Genomic DNA, 17,763 nt, shown 5'->3' on the forward strand with positions numbered 1-17,763 from the left:
TCTGCGTCGGTGCTTCTGGATGTTCGGGCGTGGGCCCGATTACTTGATCAGGTAGATCGTGGCGAAAAGGCCGATCCAGACGACATCGACGAAGTGCCAGTAGTAGGACACGACGATGGCGGCGGTTGCCTGCTCGTGAGTGAACCTCCGAGCCGCGTAGGTGCGACCGAGGACCAGCAGGAAGGCGATGAGGCCGCCCGTCACATGCAGTCCGTGGAAGCCGGTGGTCAGGTAGAACACCGAGCCGTACGGGTCGGAGGAGAGCGAGAGCCCGTCCTTCTTGACCAGTTCGGTGTACTCGAAGACCTGACCGCCGATGAAGATCGCACCCATGATGAAGGTGACGATGAACCACATCCGGAGCTTCTTCACGTCCCCGCGCTCGGCCGCGAACACGCCGAGCTGACAGGTCAGGGAGGAGAGCACCAGGATCGTGGTGTTCGTCGCCGAGAACGGAAGGTTCAGGCTGGACGCCATTTCCTTCCAGTGATCCGGCCCGGTCACCGATCGCAGGGTGAAGTACATCGCGAAGAGGGCCGCGAAGAACATCAGCTCGGAACTCAGCCAGATGATGGTTCCGACGCTGGTGAGGTTCGGCCGATTGACCGACGGGTGCGCGTGCCCGGTTTCTACTGTCGTTGCTGTCGCCACGACCGACATTATGTCGGTCGCTTATCCCGCCCTCACCCCGGGGGGTGCCGTTCGGGGTGTTGGTGGGGTGTGTCCAGCCCGTATGGCCCATCGAAGCCGTGTCCGAACCGGTGCTGACGAGGTGTTCAAGGGAGTAGCATCCGCGCATCGGGCAGGGATGGATCAGCCCGAGCGCTTGATGTCCGTACGACGCTGACGTCTCGGAGGAAGAATGCAGCCGACCGCCACGGTGCTGGTCTACAGCGACGACTCCAACACCCGCGCACAGGTGCGGCTCGCCACCGGGCGCAGGCCCGCCCCGGACGTTCCCGTCGTCGAATTCATCGAGTGCGCGACGCCGGCGGCCGTCATCAAGGAGCTGGACAAGGGCGGCATCGACGTCTGCGTGCTGGACGGCGAGGCGGTGCCCCTGGGCGGCATGGGGGTGTGCCGGCAGATCAAGGACGAGATCTTCAACTGCCCGCCCGCGCTGGTGCTCATCGCCCGCCCGCAGGACGCCTGGCTGGCCACCTGGAGCCGCGCGGACGCCGCGGTGACCCTGCCCGTCGACCCGGTGGAGTTCGCCGCCTCGCTGGCCTCCCTGCTGCGTCGCAGGAACCTTCTGAGCGCCTGAGGACCCGCGCCCCGCGAGGGGCGCGGTCTCACACACTCTCGGGGCGCAGCCTCGCGCGCTGGGCCGGACTCGGAGCGTCCGGGGACCCGGCCACCAGTGCGCTGCCCGCACGCCAGTTCTTCCAGCCGAGGTTCCAGTCGCCGAAGCCGTTGCCGAACGGGTCCATCGTCTTGCCGCCGGAGTTGACGACCTTGACGATGTCGCCCTCGTTGAAGGTGTCGAAGAACCACTCGGCGTTGCCGGTGCTCATGCCGGTGCAGCCGTGGCTGACGTTGGCGTACCCCTGGGAACCGGTCGACCAGGGTGCGGCGTGCACGTACTCGCCGCTCCAGGTGACCCTCGTCGCGTAGTAGACGGGCAGGTCGTAGGAGTCCGAACTGCCCTCCGCGATACCGATGCTGGTCCCGCGCATCCGTACGAAGTACTCCTTGCCCAGCACGACCTTGACGCCGTTGCGGGTGTCGAAGCCGGGCTTGCCCGTGGTGACGGGAATCTCCTTGATCACCTCGTCGTTGCGGTACACCTTCATGGAGTGCGTGGCGGCGTCGGTCAGCGCGATCAGGCGGTCGCCCGTGGTGAGCTTCACAGTCTTGGCGTTGCCGCCCCACAGACGCTCGCCGATCCTGACACCGGCGAGGTTGCTGTGCGCCGTGATGGTGGCGTGAGTGGGCCAGTACTCCTTGGGGCGGTAGTGCAGCGTCTTGTCGTCCACCCAGTGCCACGTGCCGTCCACCGCGGGGGTGGAGTCGACCCTGAGGGCGCGCTCGACGACCGTGCGGGCCGCCTTGTCCTTGACCGGGACGCTGAGTTCGGCCGTGATGGGCTGACCGACGCCGTACTTGCCCGCCTTGGGGCCGAATTCGACGTTCAGCAGCTTCTTGGTCTTCGGCGTACTCGTGTCGAAGCCGAAGACCTTGCGACCGGGGGCGCCGTCCTCGTCCTCGGTGCTCACGCGCACCGTGTAGTGGGCGCCGGCGGCCAGGGGCGACGTGCTGTGCCAGCGGCTGCCGTCGGCGGCGAGTTCGCCCGCGACATAGCGTCCTGAGGCGTCCGTGGCGGTCACGTCGGTGATGCGCCCGTCGTCACTCTCGGAGGTGATTTCCAGGGGCTTGTCGGGGTCGACCTTGCCGGACTTATCGCTGTCTCCGGCGGGACCCTTGAACGAGATCTCATCCGCCGCATCGTACGGCTTCGCCGAGAGCGGGTGGCCGTCGGAGCCGCAGGCGGTGGTGCCCGCGCCGAGGGCGACCACCAGCGCGGTGCAGCTGACGATCGTGCGGATTCGCGGTGAGTGGTTCATGAGCTCACGCTATGAACGCTCGTCAAGCACGGCGCGCCGAGTGAGCCGAGTGAGGGACAAAAGTCGTGGCAAACGAGGGAGCCCGGACTCTCCTGACGGAGTGTCCGGGCTCCCGGGCGTTCAGCGCGTGCTACTGGGTGCGGTTCTCGCCGTGGTAGTACTCGAAGACCCAGCCCCACAGGCCGAGCATGATGAGCGGGGCCGAGAAGTAGAGCAGCCACCAGCCGAAGACGACGCCCAGGAAGGCGAGGGCGCCACCGACGCCGAGCGAGAGCGGCTGCCAGCTGTGCGGGCTGAAGAAGCCCACTTCGCCGGCCTCGTCCGCGACGTCGGCCTCCTTGTTGTCCTGCGCCAGCTGGTCGACACGCCGGGCCGTGAAGGCCAGGTAGTAGCCGATCATGATGCTGAGGCCGAAGCCCATGAAGAGGGCCGTGGTACCGGCCGGCTCCTTGGACCACACGCCGTAGACGATCCCCATGATGAGGATGAACACGGCCAGCCAGATGAACATCTTGCCTTGGACCTTCACTTGCCGGCCTCCTTGCCACCAGCGAGGGACGCCGAACCGTGACCGGCGTTCTCGAGCTGGTCGAGAGCGGCGATCTCCGGGTGGTGCAGGTCGAACGCCGGGGATTCACTGCGGATCCGCGGCAAGGTGAGGAAGTTGTGCCGCGGCGGCGGGCACGAGGTCGCCCACTCCAGCGAACGGCCGTAACCCCACGGGTCGTCGACCTCGACCTTCTTGCCGTACTTGGCCGTCTTCCACACGTTGTAGAGGAACGGCAGGATCGACAGGCCGAGCAGGAACGAACTGATCGTCGAGATCGTGTTCAGCGCGGTGAAGCCGTCGGCCGCGAGGTAGTCCGCGTAACGACGCGGCATGCCCTCGGCACCCAGCCAGTGCTGCACCAGGAACGTGCCGTGGAAGCCCACGAACAGCGTCCAGAAGGTGATCTTGCCCAGACGCTCGTCGAGCATCTTGCCCGTCATCTTCGGCCACCAGAAGTGGAAGCCGGAGAACATCGCGAACACCACGGTGCCGAAGACCACGTAGTGGAAGTGCGCCACCACGAAGTAGGAGTCGGACACGTGGAAGTCCATCGGCGGCGAGGCCAGGATGACGCCGGTCAGACCACCGAAGGTGAAGGTGATGAGGAAGCCGACGGCCCAGAGCATCGGTGTCTCGAAGGACAACGAGCCCTTCCACATCGTTCCGATCCAGTTGAAGAACTTCACGCCGGTCGGTACGGCGATGAGGAACGTCATGAAGGAGAAGAACGGGAGCAGTACGCCACCGGTGACGTACATGTGGTGCGCCCACACGGTCACGGACAGACCGGCGATCGCGATGGTCGCGCCGATCAGGCCCATGTAGCCGAACATCGGCTTGCGCGAGAACACCGGGATGACCTCGGAAATGATTCCGAAGAACGGCAGCGCGATGATGTACACCTCTGGATGGCCGAAGAACCAGAAGAGGTGTTGCCAGAGCAAGGCCCCGCCGTTGGCTGGGTCGAACACATGCGCACCGAATTTACGGTCCGCCTCCAGCGCGAACAGCGCCGCCGCGAGGACGGGGAAGGCCAGCAGCACCAGGACCGCGGTGAGCAGCACGTTCCAGACGAAGATCGGCATGCGGAACATCGTCATGCCCGGAGCGCGCATGCAGATGATCGTGGTGATGAAGTTGACCGCGCCGAGGATGGTTCCGAAGCCGGAGAAGGCCAGACCCATGATCCACATGTCGGCGCCGATGCCCGGCGAGCGGACCGCGTCCGACAGCGGGCTGTAGGCGAACCAGCCGAAGTCGGCCGCACCCTGCGGGGTGAGGAAGCCGCCCACGGCGATCGTGGAACCGAAGAGGTACAGCCAGTAGGCGAACATGTTCAGCCGCGGGAACGCCACGTCGGGCGCGCCGATCTGCAGCGGCATGATCCAGTTCGTGAAACCGGCGAACAGCGGCGTCGCGAACATCAGCAGCATGATCGTGCCGTGCATCGTGAACGCCTGGTTGAACTGCTCGCTCGACATGATCTGCAGTCCGGGACGCGCCAGCTCGGCGCGCATGAGCAGCGCCATGACGCCACCGATGCAGAAGAACGCGAACGACGTCACCAGATACAGCGTGCCGATCGTCTTGTGGTCCGTGGTGGTGAGCCACTTGATCACTACGCTGCCGGGCTGCTTGCGCCGTACCGGCAGCTCGTTCTCGTACGAGTCTTCGGCGGCGGCACCCTGGGGTTCATTGAGGATGCTCACAGGTTGTTCGTCTCCCGGTTCTTCTCGTGGCCCGTCTGCTCAATGCCGGCCGGGACGTAACCGGTCTGTCCCTTCGCCGCGAGCTCCTTGAGGTGGGCCTCGTAGCGCTCGGGGGAGACGACCTTCACGTTGAAGAGCATCCGGGAGTGGTCCACGCCGCACAGCTCGGCGCACTTGCCCAGGAAGGTGCCCTCACGGTTGGGGGTCACCTGGAAGGAGTTGGTGTGGCCCGGGATGACGTCCTGCTTCATCAGGAACGGCACCACCCAGAAGGAGTGGATGACGTCACGCGAAGTGAGGACGAAGCGGACCGTCTTGCCCTTGGGAAGCCAGAGGGTCGGACCGGGGTTGCCCGTCTGCGGGTTCTTCGTGCCGGGGGTACCGACGTCGTAGACACCGCCGGCGTTCGCCGGGAAGTCCTCCTTGAACCGGTCCGGAATGGCGGCCAGGTTCGGGTCCGTCTTGGCGTTCCCGGAGGAACCGGGGACGTCCTCGACGTAGTTGAAGCCCCAGCTCCACTGGAAGCCGACCACGTTGACCGTGACGTCGGGCTTCGGCTTGAGGCTGAGGAGCTTCGTCTCGTCACGGGCGGTGAAGTAGAACAGCACCGAGACGATGATGAGCGGGACCACCGTGTACAGCGCCTCGATGGGCATGTTGTACCGGGTCTGCGGAGGAACTTCGACCTTGGTCCGGCTGCGCCGGTGGAAGACGACGCTCCACAGGATCAGGCCCCAGACCAGCACGCCCGTGGCGAGCGCGGCCGCCCACGAGCCCTGCCAGAGGGAGAGGATCCGCGGAGCCTCCTCCGTGACCGGGGTGGGCATACCAAGGCGGGGGAAGTCTTCCCAGTTGTACGAGCAACCAGTGGCTGTCGCAAGGACCAGGCCCGCAGTCATTGCCTGCAGCAGCTTCCGCCGCATCGGGTGCCGCGTCGTGGGGGTACCGCCCGCGCCCCCCAGGGCGTGGGGGAGGTCGGAGCCGTTGGGACTCACGTAGCGCCTTCCCGAGAGTCTCGCCCGCGCTGTTGGCTGCGGCCTTCTCGCTGGTCGGTCGCCGCCCTGCGTCGGGCAGGGGTTTGGATGTTTATGCGGACCAAACCCTACTGGACGCTATCTGGGGTCGCGCGGGGAGGGTGCCCAACGCGCCGCCCGACTCCCCGAAGGAGTGCTGTTTCGCCTGGAAGGCACTCCCGAGACTCCTGGAATGCCCCAGTCCGGATGGCTTCTGACGCCCCCTTGGGAGCACGGACTAGCGTGGTGGCGTGTCCTACTTCGACGCCGCGTCCGCGGCTCCGCTGCACCCCGTCGCCCGACAGGCCCTGCAGGCCTCGCTCGATGAGGGGTGGGCCGATCCCGCCCGCCTGTACCGGGAGGGCCGCCGGGCCCGCCTGCTCCTCGACGCGGCCCGCGAGGCGGCGGCCGACGCGGTGGGCTGCCGCCCCGACGAACTGGCCTTCACCGCCTCCGGCACCCGCGCGGTGCACTCCGGGATCGAGGGCGCCCTTGCGGGCCGGCGGCGGGTCGGACGCCACCTGGTCGTGTCAGCCGTCGAACATTCGTCGGTACTCCATTCGGCAGACGTCCACGAGGCGTCGGGCGGTGCGGTGACCCAGGTTCAGGTGGACCGCGCGGGCAGGGTGTCCCCTTCGTCGTACGCCGCGGCCCTGCGCCCCGACACCGCGCTGGCCTGTCTTCAGTCCGCCAACCACGAGGTGGGCACGGAGCAACCGGTGGCCGAAGTAGCACAGATGTGCCGGGAGGCGGGGGTGCCGCTACTGGTGGACGCGGCGCAGTCGCTGGGCTGGGGGCGGGTGGAGGGCGACTGGTCCCTGCTGACCGCAAGTGCCCACAAATGGGGTGGCCCTTCGGGCGTCGGACTGCTCGTCGTACGCAAGGGGGTCCGGTTCGCGCCACAAGGGCCCGCGGACGAGCGGGAGTCGGGGCGGGCGGCCGGGTTCGAGAACATCCCGGCGATCGTGGCGGCGGCTGCCTCGCTGCGAGCCGTCCGCGCGGAGGCGGCCGGGGAGGCGGCACGGCTGCGCGAACTGACGGAGCGGATCCGCGCACGGGTGCCCGCGCTGGTGCCGGATGTCGAGGTGGTCGGCGACGCGGTCCGCCGGCTCCCGGGGATCGTCACCTTCTCCTGTCTCTATGTCGACGGGGAGACCCTGCTCCACGAACTGGACAGGAGCGGCTTCTCGGTCTCCTCGGGCTCCTCCTGCACGAGCAGCACCCTCACCCCCAGTCATGTCCTGAAGGCCATGGGCGTGCTGAGCGAGGGCAACGTGCGGGTGTCGCTGCCGCCCGGCACCCCGGAGGAGGACGTCGACCGCTTCCTGTCGGTCCTCCCGGGAGCGGTCTCGGGGGTCCGCGAGAAGCTGGGCGCGCCGGCGACGGCGACGAAGACCCCCGCCTCCGTCGACTCGCTGGTGGTCAACGCGCTGGGCAAGAGGTGCCCGATCCCCGTCATCGAGCTGGCCAAGGTCATCGGGGACGTGCCGGTCGGCGGCACGGTCCGGGTCCTCTCCGACGACGAGGCGGCCCGCCTCGACATCCCCGCGTGGTGCGAGATGCGGGGCCAGGAGTACGTCGGCGAGGAGCCGGCGGACCACGGCTCGGCCTATGTGGTCCGCCGGCTCTCCTAGTACGTGCCCCGGTCCCGGAGGCCGGGCCAGGACCTCGACCCGGGCGAGGCGGACTCCCGCCTCCGCCCGGGCGTGTCGGGCCGGGACCTTCGCCTAGGAGAGGTGGGCCCGGACCTCGGCGGCGGCGTCATGGCCGTACGCCTTGGTGAAGCGGTCCATGAAGTGGGCGCGGCGCAGCTGGTACTCCTGGGTGCCGACCGTCTCGATGACCAGGGTGGCGAGCATGCAGCCGACCTGGGCGGCGCGCTGCAGGGAGACACCCCAGGCGAGACCGGAGAGGAAGCCGGCGCGGAACGCGTCACCGACGCCCGTCGGGTCCGCCTTGAGCTCCTCCTCGGGGCAGCCGACCTCGATCGGGTCCTCGCCGGAGCGCTCGATACGGACACCGCGCGAGCCGAGGGTGGTCACCCGGTGGCCGACCTTGGAGAGGATCTCCTCGTCGCTCCAGCCGGTCTTGGACTCGATGAGTCCTTTCTCGTACTCGTTCGAGAAGAGGTAGGTCGCCCCGTCCAGCAGTATCCGGATCTCGTCGCCGTTCATGCGCGCGATCTGCTGCGAGAAGTCGGCGGCGAACGGGATCGCGCGCGAGCGGCACTCCTCGGTGTGGCGGAGCATCCCCTCGGGGTCGTCCGCGCCGATCAGGACGAGGTCGAGACCGCCGACCCGGTCCGCGACGGCCTTGAGTTCGATGAGGCGGGCCTCGCTCATCGCGCCCGTGTAGAAGGAGCCGATCTGGTTGTGGTCGGCGTCCGTGGTGCACACGAAGCGCGCGGTGTGCAGCACCTCGGAGATCCGGACGGAGTCGGTGTCGACGCCGTGCCGGTCCAGCCAGGCGCGGTAGTCGTCGAAGTCGGAGCCTGCCGCCCCGACCAGGACCGGACGGGTACCGAGCTGGCCCATGCCGAACGCGATGTTCGCGCCTACCCCTCCCCGGCGGACGTCGAGGTTGTCGACCAGGAAGGAGAGGGAGACCGTGTGCAGCTGATCCGCGACCAGCTGGTCGGCGAAACGGCCGGGAAAGGTCATGAGGTGGTCGGTGGCGATGGAGCCGGTGACTGCGATACGCACGGCTAGGACACGCTCCTGCGAAGGGAGGGGGATTGACAGTTAACGCTACCGGGTCCGCGGACGCCCGCTGAAGCGGCCAAAACTACCCGATAGTAGATCTTTCTTCGTGACGGCAACGGTGCATACGGTGCCGGTATGACGAACCTCAAGGTCCATGACACCGCTCCGCTCGGCCCGGTCAGTGACCTGGAAGGCGATATGGCGTCGCTGCGCGGCGACTGCGCCCGGATGGCCGGCCACTGGTCGGCTCCCGCACCGGTCTCTTCCCTCCCCGTCTCCCCCTCACTCATCCACGGGGTGACCGTTCCGCCCACCTCCGCACGACTGCTGGACGCGATGTCCGACTACGGCGACTGATCGGCCGCGGCCCGAGCGGTGCCGCCGAACGGGTGAGAGTCCGGCGGCGCCGAACGGGTGAGTACGGAGAGCGCCCGCAGGGAACCGTGCGCTCCCCCGCTGCGTCCCATCGCTGTCCCCCGTAAAGGGGATGCGGTATACGACCCTGGAGAGCCCGTCATTGGCAGGGCCGGGTCATGGGACAGCAGTGGAGCCGAAGGAGCGATGCGGTGAGCACCGAGCGACCCGACAACGACGCGACCGATCCCGTCGAGGGTCACGCCCAGGGTCCCGTCGAGGGCGCCACCGGGCGCGCCCTCGACGGCCCCGCCGAGGACACCGACGCGGGTCCCACCGAGGACGTCGTGGAGAATCCCGTCGGGGACCCCGCCGAGGGGCCCGCCAAAGATTCCGCCGAGGACCCCGGCGAGGCCAGCGCCGAGGACACGGCCGAGGGCACCAACGAGGACACCGCCGAGCGTCCCGTGGAAACGCGGACCGAGGGCGCGGCGGGGAGTCGTGACGAGGACCTCGTCGACGGTCCCGCCCAGGAGCCCGTAGGAGGCGCGGCCGAGGAGCGATCCGAGGGGCCCGCCCACGGCACTTCCGAAGATCATGCCGAGGGCACCGTCGAGAGTTCCTCCGGAGCCGCGGTCGCACATCCCGTCCCGGACGGCGTCGATGACACCGGCGAAGGTCCCCTCCCGGGGATCGTCGGAGGGCCCGTCGCGGGTGCCGGCGCGGGTGGGGCGCGGCGGCGGAACACGCCGGCGGTCGTCGCCTCGGTCGTCGCCGCGGTGCTGCTCGTCGGAGGCGGCGGGGCGTACTTCGCCGCGACCACGTCCGGCGGTGGCCGTTCCGGTACGCCCGGCGGAGACGCCACTCCCCCGCCGCTCGCCCTCGACGGCTACTCCGAGAGCACCACGAGCACGGGGTCCACGAGCGGCACCAACGGCATCGCGCCCGGCGAGCCCAACCCCTACGGCGCGACCTACCGCGCCGACGGCGAACTCCCCGCGGGACCGGGCTCGGCTCGTATCCACTGGGCCGAGGGCAGGGTGACCCGGGCCGAGGTGACCCGGCTGGCGAAGGCCCTGGACCTGCCGGGCGCCCCGCGGCTGACCGGGGACACCTGGACGGTCGGGTCCGTCAAGGACGGCGCCGAGCCGAACCTGCGGGTGAACGCGGACGCTCCGGGGACCTGGACCTTCAGTTCCTCCGTTCCGGGGACCGACAACTGCCCCAAGGGCAAGCTGTGCCGGCCCGTCGGCTCCGGCTCCCTGACCCAGTTCGCGCCGGACCCGGTGAGCGAGGCGGCGGCCAGGAAGGCGGCGGCGCCCGTACTGAAGGCCGTCGGCCAGGACGACGCGAAACTGGACGCTAGCCAGCTCATGGACCGGGTGCGGGTGGTGAACGCCGACCCGGTGGTGGGCGGACTGCCCACGTACGGATGGACGACCGGCCTCAGGATCGATGTGGAGGGCCATGTCATCGGCGGCAGCGGCCGGTTGAAGGCCCCGGTGAAGGGGGACACGTACCCGGTCGTCGGCGCGCGGAAGACGCTGGACCTGATGAACGAGCCGGCGTCGGCATCGGGCGACCGGCGCATGGGCATCGGCGGCTGCGCCAGCCCCGTGCCGCTGAAGGACCGGGACGAGATGCCGTGCGAGCACCCGACCCCGGCACCGGAGCCGGAGGCGGTGACCGTCGAGAAGGCCACCTTCGGACTGGCGGCGCACCGCGCGAACGGGCGGCAGGCACTCGTGCCGTCCTGGCTGTTCGAGGTGCGGTCGCCGGGTTCCGGGGACACCTACACCGTGACGCATCCGGCGGTCGATCCGAAGTTCCTGACCTCGACGGCAGCTTCGGCGCAGCCGAGCCCGGTTCCCACCGCGCCCCAGGACGAGCCGTCCTCGCCTGCGGCCACCCGTGACGTGGACGTCCAGGGCTACACCGCGGAGGGCAAGGACCTGACGGTCAGCTTCACCGGCGGGGTGTGCGCCGACTACACGGCGTCGGCGAGCGAGAGCTCCGGACAGGTGACCGTGACCGTGACGGAGAAGCCCTGGAAGAACAAGGTCTGCATCATGATCGCCAAGTTCTACGAGAAGACGGTGCACCTGAAGGAGCCGCTCGGCGGCCGGAAAGTCGTGGGGACGGACGGCCGGGCGGTCCACGAGGGCACGATCACGATGCCCGAGGCCTCCGGAGCGACGTCCGCGGGGCCCCGGTAACGGCCGCCCCGGTCCCGGATACGCGAAGGCGGCGTCCCTGTCGGAGGGGGACGCCGCCTTCGTCCGTACTCGGCGCGCGCGAGCGTGCCCGGCCGGAGCCGTGAGCCGCGGGCTCGGCTCAGTGGCAATCGGGCCGGCCGAACCGGGCCCGGTACATCTCGGGCCCCGCCGGTCCCGGACCTAGCTGAAGGAGTCGCCGCAGGCGCAGGAGCCCGTCGCGTTCGGGTTGTCGATCGTGAAGCCCTGCTTCTCGATGGTGTCCACGAAGTCGATCGAGGCGCCGCCCAGGTACGGGGCGCTCATGCGGTCGGTGACGACCTTGACACCGTCGAAGTCCTTGACGACATCGCCGTCGAGGGTGCGCTCGTCGAAGAAGAGCTGGTACCGCAGGCCGGAGCAGCCGCCGGGCTGAACGGCGACGCGCAGTGCCAGGTCCTCGCGGCCTTCCTGGTCGAGCAGGGCCTTGACCTTGGCCGCGGCGGCGTCGGACAGCATGATGCCGTCGCTCACGGTGGTGGTCTCGTCCGATACGGACATCTGCTTCTCTCCCGGGTTGTACGGAGACTGCTTGCCGACGGTTGCAACCGGCGGGGCCGCGGATTCATTCCGGGCCGAGCTCATGTCTTTGCCTTCTCTCTTCATGCTCGCACACGCGCCTGCGCGTGAACACCGGCCTGTGGACAACCCCACGGACAGCCGGGGGTCACCCGCCGGACAGGCGACCGGGATTCACGTCACATCGACGCTATGGACATCGTCAACGTGACGTGAAGCGGTTATGATAGATAGCGTCAATTCGACGAAAAGGCATCGTTCCGCCGGGCCCGCTCCTTTACGAGCCCGGCGAGCCGCGGAACAGAAAGGGTGCGTGTCGTGACCACCGCCCAGACCCAGGAGCTCGACGTACAGCCGACGCCCCTCGCCCTGCTGCTGCTCGGCCGCGAGGCCGACCCGAGGAGCGAGCGAGGCGTCGAGTGCCCCGGCGACCTGCCCTCGCCGTCCGACCCGGACCTGGTCGAGCGCGCTCGTGCGGCCAAGGAGAAGCTCGGCGACAAGGTCTTCGTGCTCGGCCACCACTACCAGCGCGACGAGGTCATCCAGTTCGCGGACGTCACGGGCGACTCCTTCAAGCTGGCCCGGGACGCGGCGGCCCGTCCGGAGGCCGAGTACATCGTCTTCTGCGGCGTGCACTTCATGGCGGAGTCGGCCGACATCCTCACGGGCGACGCCCAGAAGGTCGTCCTGCCGGACCTCGCCGCGGGTTGCTCGATGGCCGACATGGCCACGGCCGAGCAGGTCGCCGAGTGCTGGGACGTGCTGACCGAGGCCGGCATAGCCGACCGGGTCGTACCCGTCTCGTACATGAACTCGTCCGCGGACATCAAGGCCTTCACCGGCAAGCACGGCGGCACGATCTGCACGTCGTCGAACGCCCAGCGGGCCCTCGAGTGGGCCTTCGAACAGGGTTCGCAGGTGCTGTTCCTGCCCGACCAGCACCTCGGCCGCAACACCGCCGTCCGCGACCTGGGCATGTCCCTGGACGACTGCGTGGTCTACAACCCGCACAAGCCGAACGGCGGGCTGACCGCGGAGCAGCTGCGCGACGCGAAGATGATCCTGTGGCGCGGCCACTGCTCGGTGCACGGCCGCTTCAGCGTGGACTCGGTGAACGACGTGCGCGAGCGGATCCCCGGCGTCAACGTCCTCGTGCACCCCGAGTGCAAGCACGAGGTCGTCGCGGCGGCGGACTACGTCGGCTCCACGGAGTACATCATCAAGGCCCTGGAGGCCGCCCCGGCCGGTTCCAAGTGGGCGATCGGCACGGAGCTGAACCTCGTACGCCGCCTCGCGAACCGTTTCGCGCCCGAGGGCAAGGAGATCGCCTTCCTCGACAAGACGGTCTGCTTCTGCTCGACGATGAACCGCATCGACCTGCCGCACCTGGTGTGGACCCTGGAATCCCTCGCCGAGGGCAACCTCGTCAACCGCATCGAGGTCGACAAGGAGACCGAGACGTTCGCGAAGCTGGCGCTGGAGCGGATGCTGGCGCTGCCGTAGACCGCGCGTCACGCGGCGCCGCCTCCGGCCCGGAGGCGGACATCGCCGCCGCGGACCTGGAGTCACGGACAAGGGGCGCCCCTCGGCCATGAGGGGCGCCCCTTGTCGATGGGCGTCAGCAGTAGAGGTTGGCTCCCGGTGTGACGCCGAGGATCGAGGTGAAGCGCTGGTAGGCGTCCACGCGGCTCTGCACCTGTGCGGGGTTCCTGCCGTCGCATTCCAGCGAGCCGTTGATGCTGCGGATGGTCTGGCCGAAGCCGGCGCTGTTGACCATCGCGTTGTGGGGGGTCATGGTGCCGGGTCCGGACTGGGTGTTCCAGTACCAGAGGCCGGTCTTCCAGGCCACGGCCGAGTCGTTCTGGACGAGCCAGGGGTTGCCCAGCAGGTCGATGCCGAGGGCGTCGCCCGCGGCCTTGTAGTTGAAGTTCCAGCTGAGCTGGATCGGGCCGCGCCCGTAGTACGCCGCCTGGCCCGCCGGGCAGCCGTAGGACTGGCTCCAGTCGCAGTAGTGCGGGTAGTTGGCGGTGTTCTGCTCCACGACGTGGACCAGACCGCCGGTCTCGTGGTTGACGTTGGCCAGGAACGCGGCGGCCTCCTGCTTCCTGACCGTGTCACTGCCGGTCCCGGTGAAGGCGGGGTAGGCACCGAGGGCCGCGGTCAGGCCGCTGTAGGTGTAGAAGGGGTTCCGGTTCGGGAACATCTGGTTGAACTGCGCCTCGGAGACGACGAATCCGCTCGGGGTGCCGCCCCCGGTGGCCGGCGCCGTCCACTTCTGGTTCGCACCGCCGGTGCAGGTCCAGATCTGCAGCCGGGTGCCGTTGGCCGCGTTGTTGCCGGTGACGTCGGCGCACTTGTCGGCCTGGGGGTTCACGATGTCCCGGGCCGCTGTGACGACCCACCGCTGATTGGGACCGCCGGTGCAGTCCCACAGCTGGAGCCGGGCCCCGTCGGCGGTCGAGTTGCCGGTGACGTCCAGACACTTGCCGAGCGCCCGGATCGTGCCGTCCGCACCGACGTTCCACTGCTGTGCCCCGGTGCCGTTGCAGTCGTAGAGCTGTACGGCCGTGCCGTTGGCGGTGCCCGCTCCCGCCACGTCGACGCACTTGCCCGCGAGACCGCTGATCTGTCCCGTGGCGGCCGCGGCGGGCGAGGCCGGGAGCACGCTCAGCAGTCCGAGGACAAGGGTGCCGACCGCGGCGTACGCCGCACGTCTCCATCGAATGTGCATGCCCATGCCATACCTTTCGCCGAGGTGCGCTCCGGGCGCTCCGGTGGGGGGTCGAAAGAGAGGTCTTCACCAGTTGTTTTAAGGCGTGAGCAAAACCGCGTCAAGACTTTGGTATGGACCAATTTCCGACGGCTCGGGCCTGGCCGAAAAAGAAGGGGCCCCTGCCCCGGCGCGTGAACGCCGGGGCAGGGGCCCCTTCCTGGAACCGGGTCAGACTCCGGCAGGCTCCGGGGACTTGTCCTCCTGGCCGACGGCACTCTCGCCGGACTTCGCCTCCCGCTTCGCCGCCTTCTTCTTCGCCCGGCGCTCCTTGCGGAGCTCGATCATCGCGTAGAGCGTCGGAACGAGCAGCAGCGTCAGCAGCGTCGACGTGATGAGGCCACCGATCACGACCACCGCGAGCGGCTGCGCGATGAAGCCGCCCTCGCCGGTCACACCCAGCGCCATCGGCAGCAGGGCGAAGATCGTCGCCAGTGCCGTCATCAGGATCGGGCGGAGCCGGTGCCGGCCGCCCTCGATCACGGCCTCGACCACGCCGTGACCCTGCGCGCGGTACTGGTTGATGAGGTCGATCAGCACGATCGCGTTCGTCACCACGATGCCGATGAGCATCAGCATGCCGATCATCGCGGGGACACCCATCGGGGTGCCCGTGACGATGAGCAGGCCGATCGCGCCGGTCGCCGCGAACGGGATCGACACGAGCAGGATCAGCGGCTGCACGAGCGAGCGGAAGGTCGCCACCAGCAGCATGAAGACGATCGCGATCGCCGCCAGCATCGCGAGGCCGAGCGACGCGAACGCGTCGTCCTGGTCCTGCGAGACACCACCGATCGATGCCGTGGCGCCGGCCGGCAGCTTCAGCTTCTTCAGCTTCGCGGTGAGGTCCGCGCTGACCGCGCCGGTGTTGTCACCGGTCGGCCTGGCCGTGATGGTGGCAGCCCGCTGGCCGTCGATCCGGGTCATCGAGACCGGCCCGTCGACGACCTCCACCTTCGCGATGTCACCGAGCTTCACCGCGCCGAGCCGCAGCCCGCGCAGCTCGGCCAGCGTGCCGGCCGGCTCGGCGGACGTGATGACGATGTCCCGCTCGGTGTCGTCCAGGATCGCCTTGCCGCTGGTCGTGCCGCGTACCGCCTGGGCGACGGCCGCGCCGAGCGTGGCGTCGTTGTAACCGGCCGCCGCCGCCTTGGAGTTGGCCTCGACCGAGATGCGCGGCACGCTCTGGGACAGGTCGCTCGTGACGTCCGTGACGTCGTCGAGCTTCGCGACCTCGTCGCGGACCTGGTCGGCCGCCTTGCGCAGCACGTCCCCGTCGGCCGCCTTCACGACGACACTGAGGTCCTGGCTGCCGAAACCGTCACCGGCCGCGACCGTGGTGGTGCCGAGCCCGGAGAGCTTGCCGAGCCCCTCCTCGATGCGGTCCTGGACGTCCTGGTAGGACGCCGAGTCCTCCAGCATGACCTGGTACGACGCCTGGTTGGTGTCCGTACCGCCGCCGAAGGCCGCCATGAAGCCGGAGGATCCGATGGTGACCTGGTAGTCCTTGACGCCCTTGACGCCGCCGAGGAGCTTCTCGACCTTCCGTGCCTGCTCGTCGGTCGCCGCCAGGCTGGCGCCCGGCTTCAACTCCTGCTTGACGGTGAGGACTTCCTGGTCGCCCTGGTCGAAGAAGTTCGTCTTCAGCAGGGGCGCCATGCCGAACGTGCCGAAGAGCACCGCTACCGCGATCAGCACACTGGTCAGCCGGCGACGGGTCGCGAAGCGCAGGACGGGGACGTAGAAACGCTGCAGACGGCTGCGCTCCTCCTTCTCCTCGGCCTTGCGCCGGGCCTCCGCGGCGTCCGCCGGGGTGCCCTTGGGAGCGCGCAGGAACCAGTACGAGAGCACCGGGACGACCGTCAGCGAGACGAGCAGGGAGGCGAGGAGCGCCGCCGTGACCGTCAGGCTGAAGGAGCCGAACAGTTCGCCGACCATGCCGCCGGTCAGACCGATCGGCAGGAAGACGGCGACCGTGGTGAGGGTCGAGGAGGTGACCGCGCCGGCCACCTCGCGGACCGCCGTGAGGATCGCCTCCTCACGCTCCTCGCCGTATCCGAGGTGCCGCTTGATGTTCTCCAGGACGACGATCGAGTCGTCGACGACCCGGCCGATCGCGATGGTGAGCGCGCCCAGCGTCAGCATGTTGAGCGACAGGTCCCGGGTCCACAGCACGACCAGGGCCAGCACCACGGACAGCGGGATGGACACGGCGGTGACCAGCGTCGAGCGGACCGACGCCAGGAAGACCAGGATGACCAGGACCGCGAAGAGCAGGCCGAGGGCGCCCTCGGTGGTCAGTCCGTGGATGGACTTCGAGACCGCCGGACCCTGGTCGCTGACGACGGTGATCTTCGCCCCCGCGCCCAGGTCCGCCCGGAGGCCGGGCAGCTTGTCCCTGACCGCGTCGGAGATGGCGACGGCGCTGCCGTCGTGGTCCATGGTCACCATCACGGCGAGGCTCGGGCGGCCGTCGGTGCGCGTGATGGAGTCGGCCTTGGCCTGCTCCTGCTTCACGGTGGCGACGCTGCCGAGGCGCACCGGCTTCCTGCCCGGCTGACCCGCGACCATCAGGTCCTGGATCTGCCCCAGCGAGGTGAAGCCGCCGCCGACCCGCACGGTCTGGTTGCTGCCGTCCTCGTCGAAGGAACCGGCCGGGACAGTCGCCCCGCCCGCCTGGAGGGCCTGGCCGAGGGCGGCCGTGGTGAGGCCGGCCTTCGCGAGCTTCTTCTCGTCGGGCGTGACGGTGACCTGGAGGTCCCGCACACCGGTGACCGCGACCCGGCCGACGCCGTCGATGCCGTCGATGGCGGGGACGACCGTGCGGTCGAGCCGGTCGGCCAGGGCCTGCTGGTCCTGGCCGGAGGTGACGGCGAGGACCACGGTCGGCATGTCGTCCGTCGAACCGGCGATGACCTGCGGGTCGACGTCGTCCGGGAGCTGGGCACGAGCCCGGTTGACGGCCTGCTGAACGTCGGCGACGAGCTGCTTGGTGTCGTTGCCGTAGTCGAAGGACGCCATGATCACGGCGTTGCCCTCGCTCGCGGTGGAGGTGACACCGGTGATGCCGTCGACGGCTTCGAGGTTGTCCTCGATCGGCTCGACGACCTGCTTCTCGACCACATCCGGAGACGCACCCTGGTACGGCGCGAGCACGGACACCATGGGCAGTTCGATGGTGGGCAGCAGCTGCTGCTTGAGCTGGGGGATCGCTATCGCCCCGAAAGCGAGCGCGATGATCGACATCAGCCCGATGAGGGCCCGCTGCGCGAGGCTGAATCTGGACAGCCAGGACATGGGTGGTGGGTCTCTCTTCTGTGGTTCGAGCGG

The 17,763-nt window shown here is 69.0% G+C and carries 14 protein-coding genes; 5 read left to right on the plus strand and 9 right to left on the minus strand.

Translation table 11 applies throughout. The features are described 5' to 3' along the window. Positions 1-39: 39 nt before the first annotated feature. Complete coding sequence (gene ctaE, locus ACWD68_RS23225; RefSeq protein ID WP_328453310.1) at positions 40-660, minus strand: aa3-type cytochrome oxidase subunit III; 621 nt, start codon at positions 658-660, stop codon at positions 40-42. A 202-nt stretch (positions 661-862) separates the two neighbouring features. Here ctaE and ACWD68_RS23230 point away from each other — a divergent pair, with 202 nt between their 5' ends. Then, complete coding sequence (locus ACWD68_RS23230) at positions 863-1,264, plus strand: hypothetical protein (RefSeq protein WP_451808350.1); 402 nt, start codon at positions 863-865, stop codon at positions 1,262-1,264. Between the two features lie 28 nt (positions 1,265-1,292). Here ACWD68_RS23230 and ACWD68_RS23235 read toward each other — a convergent pair whose 3' ends face one another. The 4 genes from ACWD68_RS23235 to ctaC form a co-directional block, all read right to left on the minus strand. Continuing rightward, positions 1,293-2,564 (minus strand): Ig-like domain-containing protein, encoded by a 1,272-nt coding sequence (locus ACWD68_RS23235; protein WP_451808351.1) that lies wholly within the window; start codon positions 2,562-2,564, stop codon positions 1,293-1,295. Between the two features lie 130 nt (positions 2,565-2,694). Beyond that, entirely contained in the window at positions 2,695-3,093 is a 399-nt protein-coding gene (locus ACWD68_RS23240; RefSeq protein WP_451808352.1) for a cytochrome c oxidase subunit 4, read from the minus strand. Next, a complete protein-coding gene (ctaD, locus tag ACWD68_RS23245) occupies positions 3,090-4,823 on the minus strand; it encodes an aa3-type cytochrome oxidase subunit I (protein ID WP_451808353.1) in 1,734 nt (577 codons plus the stop codon). The genes ACWD68_RS23240 and ctaD overlap by 4 nt, the downstream gene beginning before the upstream one ends. Next, positions 4,820-5,818, minus strand: a complete 999-nt coding sequence (gene ctaC / locus ACWD68_RS23250) for an aa3-type cytochrome oxidase subunit II (RefSeq protein WP_451808354.1) — start codon at positions 5,816-5,818, stop codon at positions 4,820-4,822. Before ctaC ends, ctaD begins: the two co-directional genes overlap by 4 nt. Positions 5,819-6,087: 269 nt before the next feature. Between ctaC and ACWD68_RS23255 the strand changes: the two genes are divergently transcribed. Beyond that, positions 6,088-7,470 carry an aminotransferase class V-fold PLP-dependent enzyme gene (locus ACWD68_RS23255; protein ID WP_451808355.1) on the plus strand — a complete coding sequence of 461 codons (1,383 nt, stop codon included), beginning with the start codon at positions 6,088-6,090 and terminating at the stop codon, positions 7,468-7,470. Positions 7,471-7,563: 93 nt separating this feature from the next. On the opposite strand, the gene ACWD68_RS23260 is transcribed toward ACWD68_RS23255, so the two are convergent. Next, positions 7,564-8,538: a carbohydrate kinase family protein gene (locus ACWD68_RS23260; RefSeq protein WP_451808356.1), complete on the minus strand. Its 975-nt coding sequence runs from the start codon at positions 8,536-8,538 to the stop codon at positions 7,564-7,566. Positions 8,539-8,673: 135 nt separating this feature from the next. Between ACWD68_RS23260 and ACWD68_RS23265 the strand changes: the two genes are divergently transcribed. Continuing rightward, the gene (locus ACWD68_RS23265) at positions 8,674-8,895 is read left to right on the plus strand and encodes a hypothetical protein (protein WP_266757870.1); all 222 of its coding nucleotides are present in this window, start codon (positions 8,674-8,676) and stop codon (positions 8,893-8,895) included. A 209-nt stretch (positions 8,896-9,104) separates the two neighbouring features. Next, a complete protein-coding gene (locus ACWD68_RS23270) occupies positions 9,105-11,108 on the plus strand; it encodes a hypothetical protein (RefSeq protein ID WP_451808357.1) in 2,004 nt (667 codons plus the stop codon). A 180-nt stretch (positions 11,109-11,288) separates the two neighbouring features. On the opposite strand, the gene erpA is transcribed toward ACWD68_RS23270, so the two are convergent. Continuing rightward, positions 11,289-11,645 (minus strand): iron-sulfur cluster insertion protein ErpA, encoded by a 357-nt coding sequence (gene erpA / locus ACWD68_RS23275; RefSeq protein WP_451808358.1) that lies wholly within the window; start codon positions 11,643-11,645, stop codon positions 11,289-11,291. Positions 11,646-11,981: 336 nt separating this feature from the next. On the opposite strand from erpA, the gene nadA reads away from it, so the two are divergent. After that, on the plus strand, positions 11,982-13,166 hold the full coding sequence (nadA, locus tag ACWD68_RS23280; protein ID WP_451808359.1) for a quinolinate synthase NadA: 1,185 nt from the start codon (positions 11,982-11,984) through the stop codon (positions 13,164-13,166). 115 nt (positions 13,167-13,281) lie between these two features. On the opposite strand, the gene ACWD68_RS23285 is transcribed toward nadA, so the two are convergent. Further along, entirely contained in the window at positions 13,282-14,394 is a 1,113-nt protein-coding gene (locus ACWD68_RS23285; RefSeq protein ID WP_451808360.1) for a glycoside hydrolase family 19 protein, read from the minus strand. 210 nt (positions 14,395-14,604) lie between these two features. Further along, positions 14,605-17,730, minus strand: coding sequence for an efflux RND transporter permease subunit (locus ACWD68_RS23290; protein ID WP_451808361.1), 3,126 nt, complete (start codon positions 17,728-17,730; stop codon positions 14,605-14,607). Positions 17,731-17,763: the final 33 nt, after the last annotated feature.

This window comes from Streptomyces sp. NPDC005141, from assembly GCF_053599975.1.

Excerpts from the sequence above, each read along its gene's own strand:
- ctaE (WP_328453310.1), bottom strand. The coding sequence starts at position 660 with ATGTCGGTCGTGGCGACAGCAACGACAGTAGAAACCGGGCACGCGCAC.
- ACWD68_RS23230 (WP_451808350.1), top strand. The coding sequence starts at position 863 with ATGCAGCCGACCGCCACGGTGCTGGTCTACAGCGACGACTCCAACACC.
- ACWD68_RS23235 (WP_451808351.1), bottom strand. The coding sequence starts at position 2,564 with ATGAACCACTCACCGCGAATCCGCACGATCGTCAGCTGCACCGCGCTG.
- ACWD68_RS23265 (WP_266757870.1), top strand. The coding sequence starts at position 8,674 with ATGACGAACCTCAAGGTCCATGACACCGCTCCGCTCGGCCCGGTCAGT.
- erpA (WP_451808358.1), bottom strand. The coding sequence starts at position 11,645 with ATGTCCGTATCGGACGAGACCACCACCGTGAGCGACGGCATCATGCTG.
- ACWD68_RS23285 (WP_451808360.1), bottom strand. The coding sequence starts at position 14,394 with ATGCACATTCGATGGAGACGTGCGGCGTACGCCGCGGTCGGCACCCTT.
- ACWD68_RS23290 (WP_451808361.1), bottom strand. The coding sequence starts at position 17,730 with ATGTCCTGGCTGTCCAGATTCAGCCTCGCGCAGCGGGCCCTCATCGGG.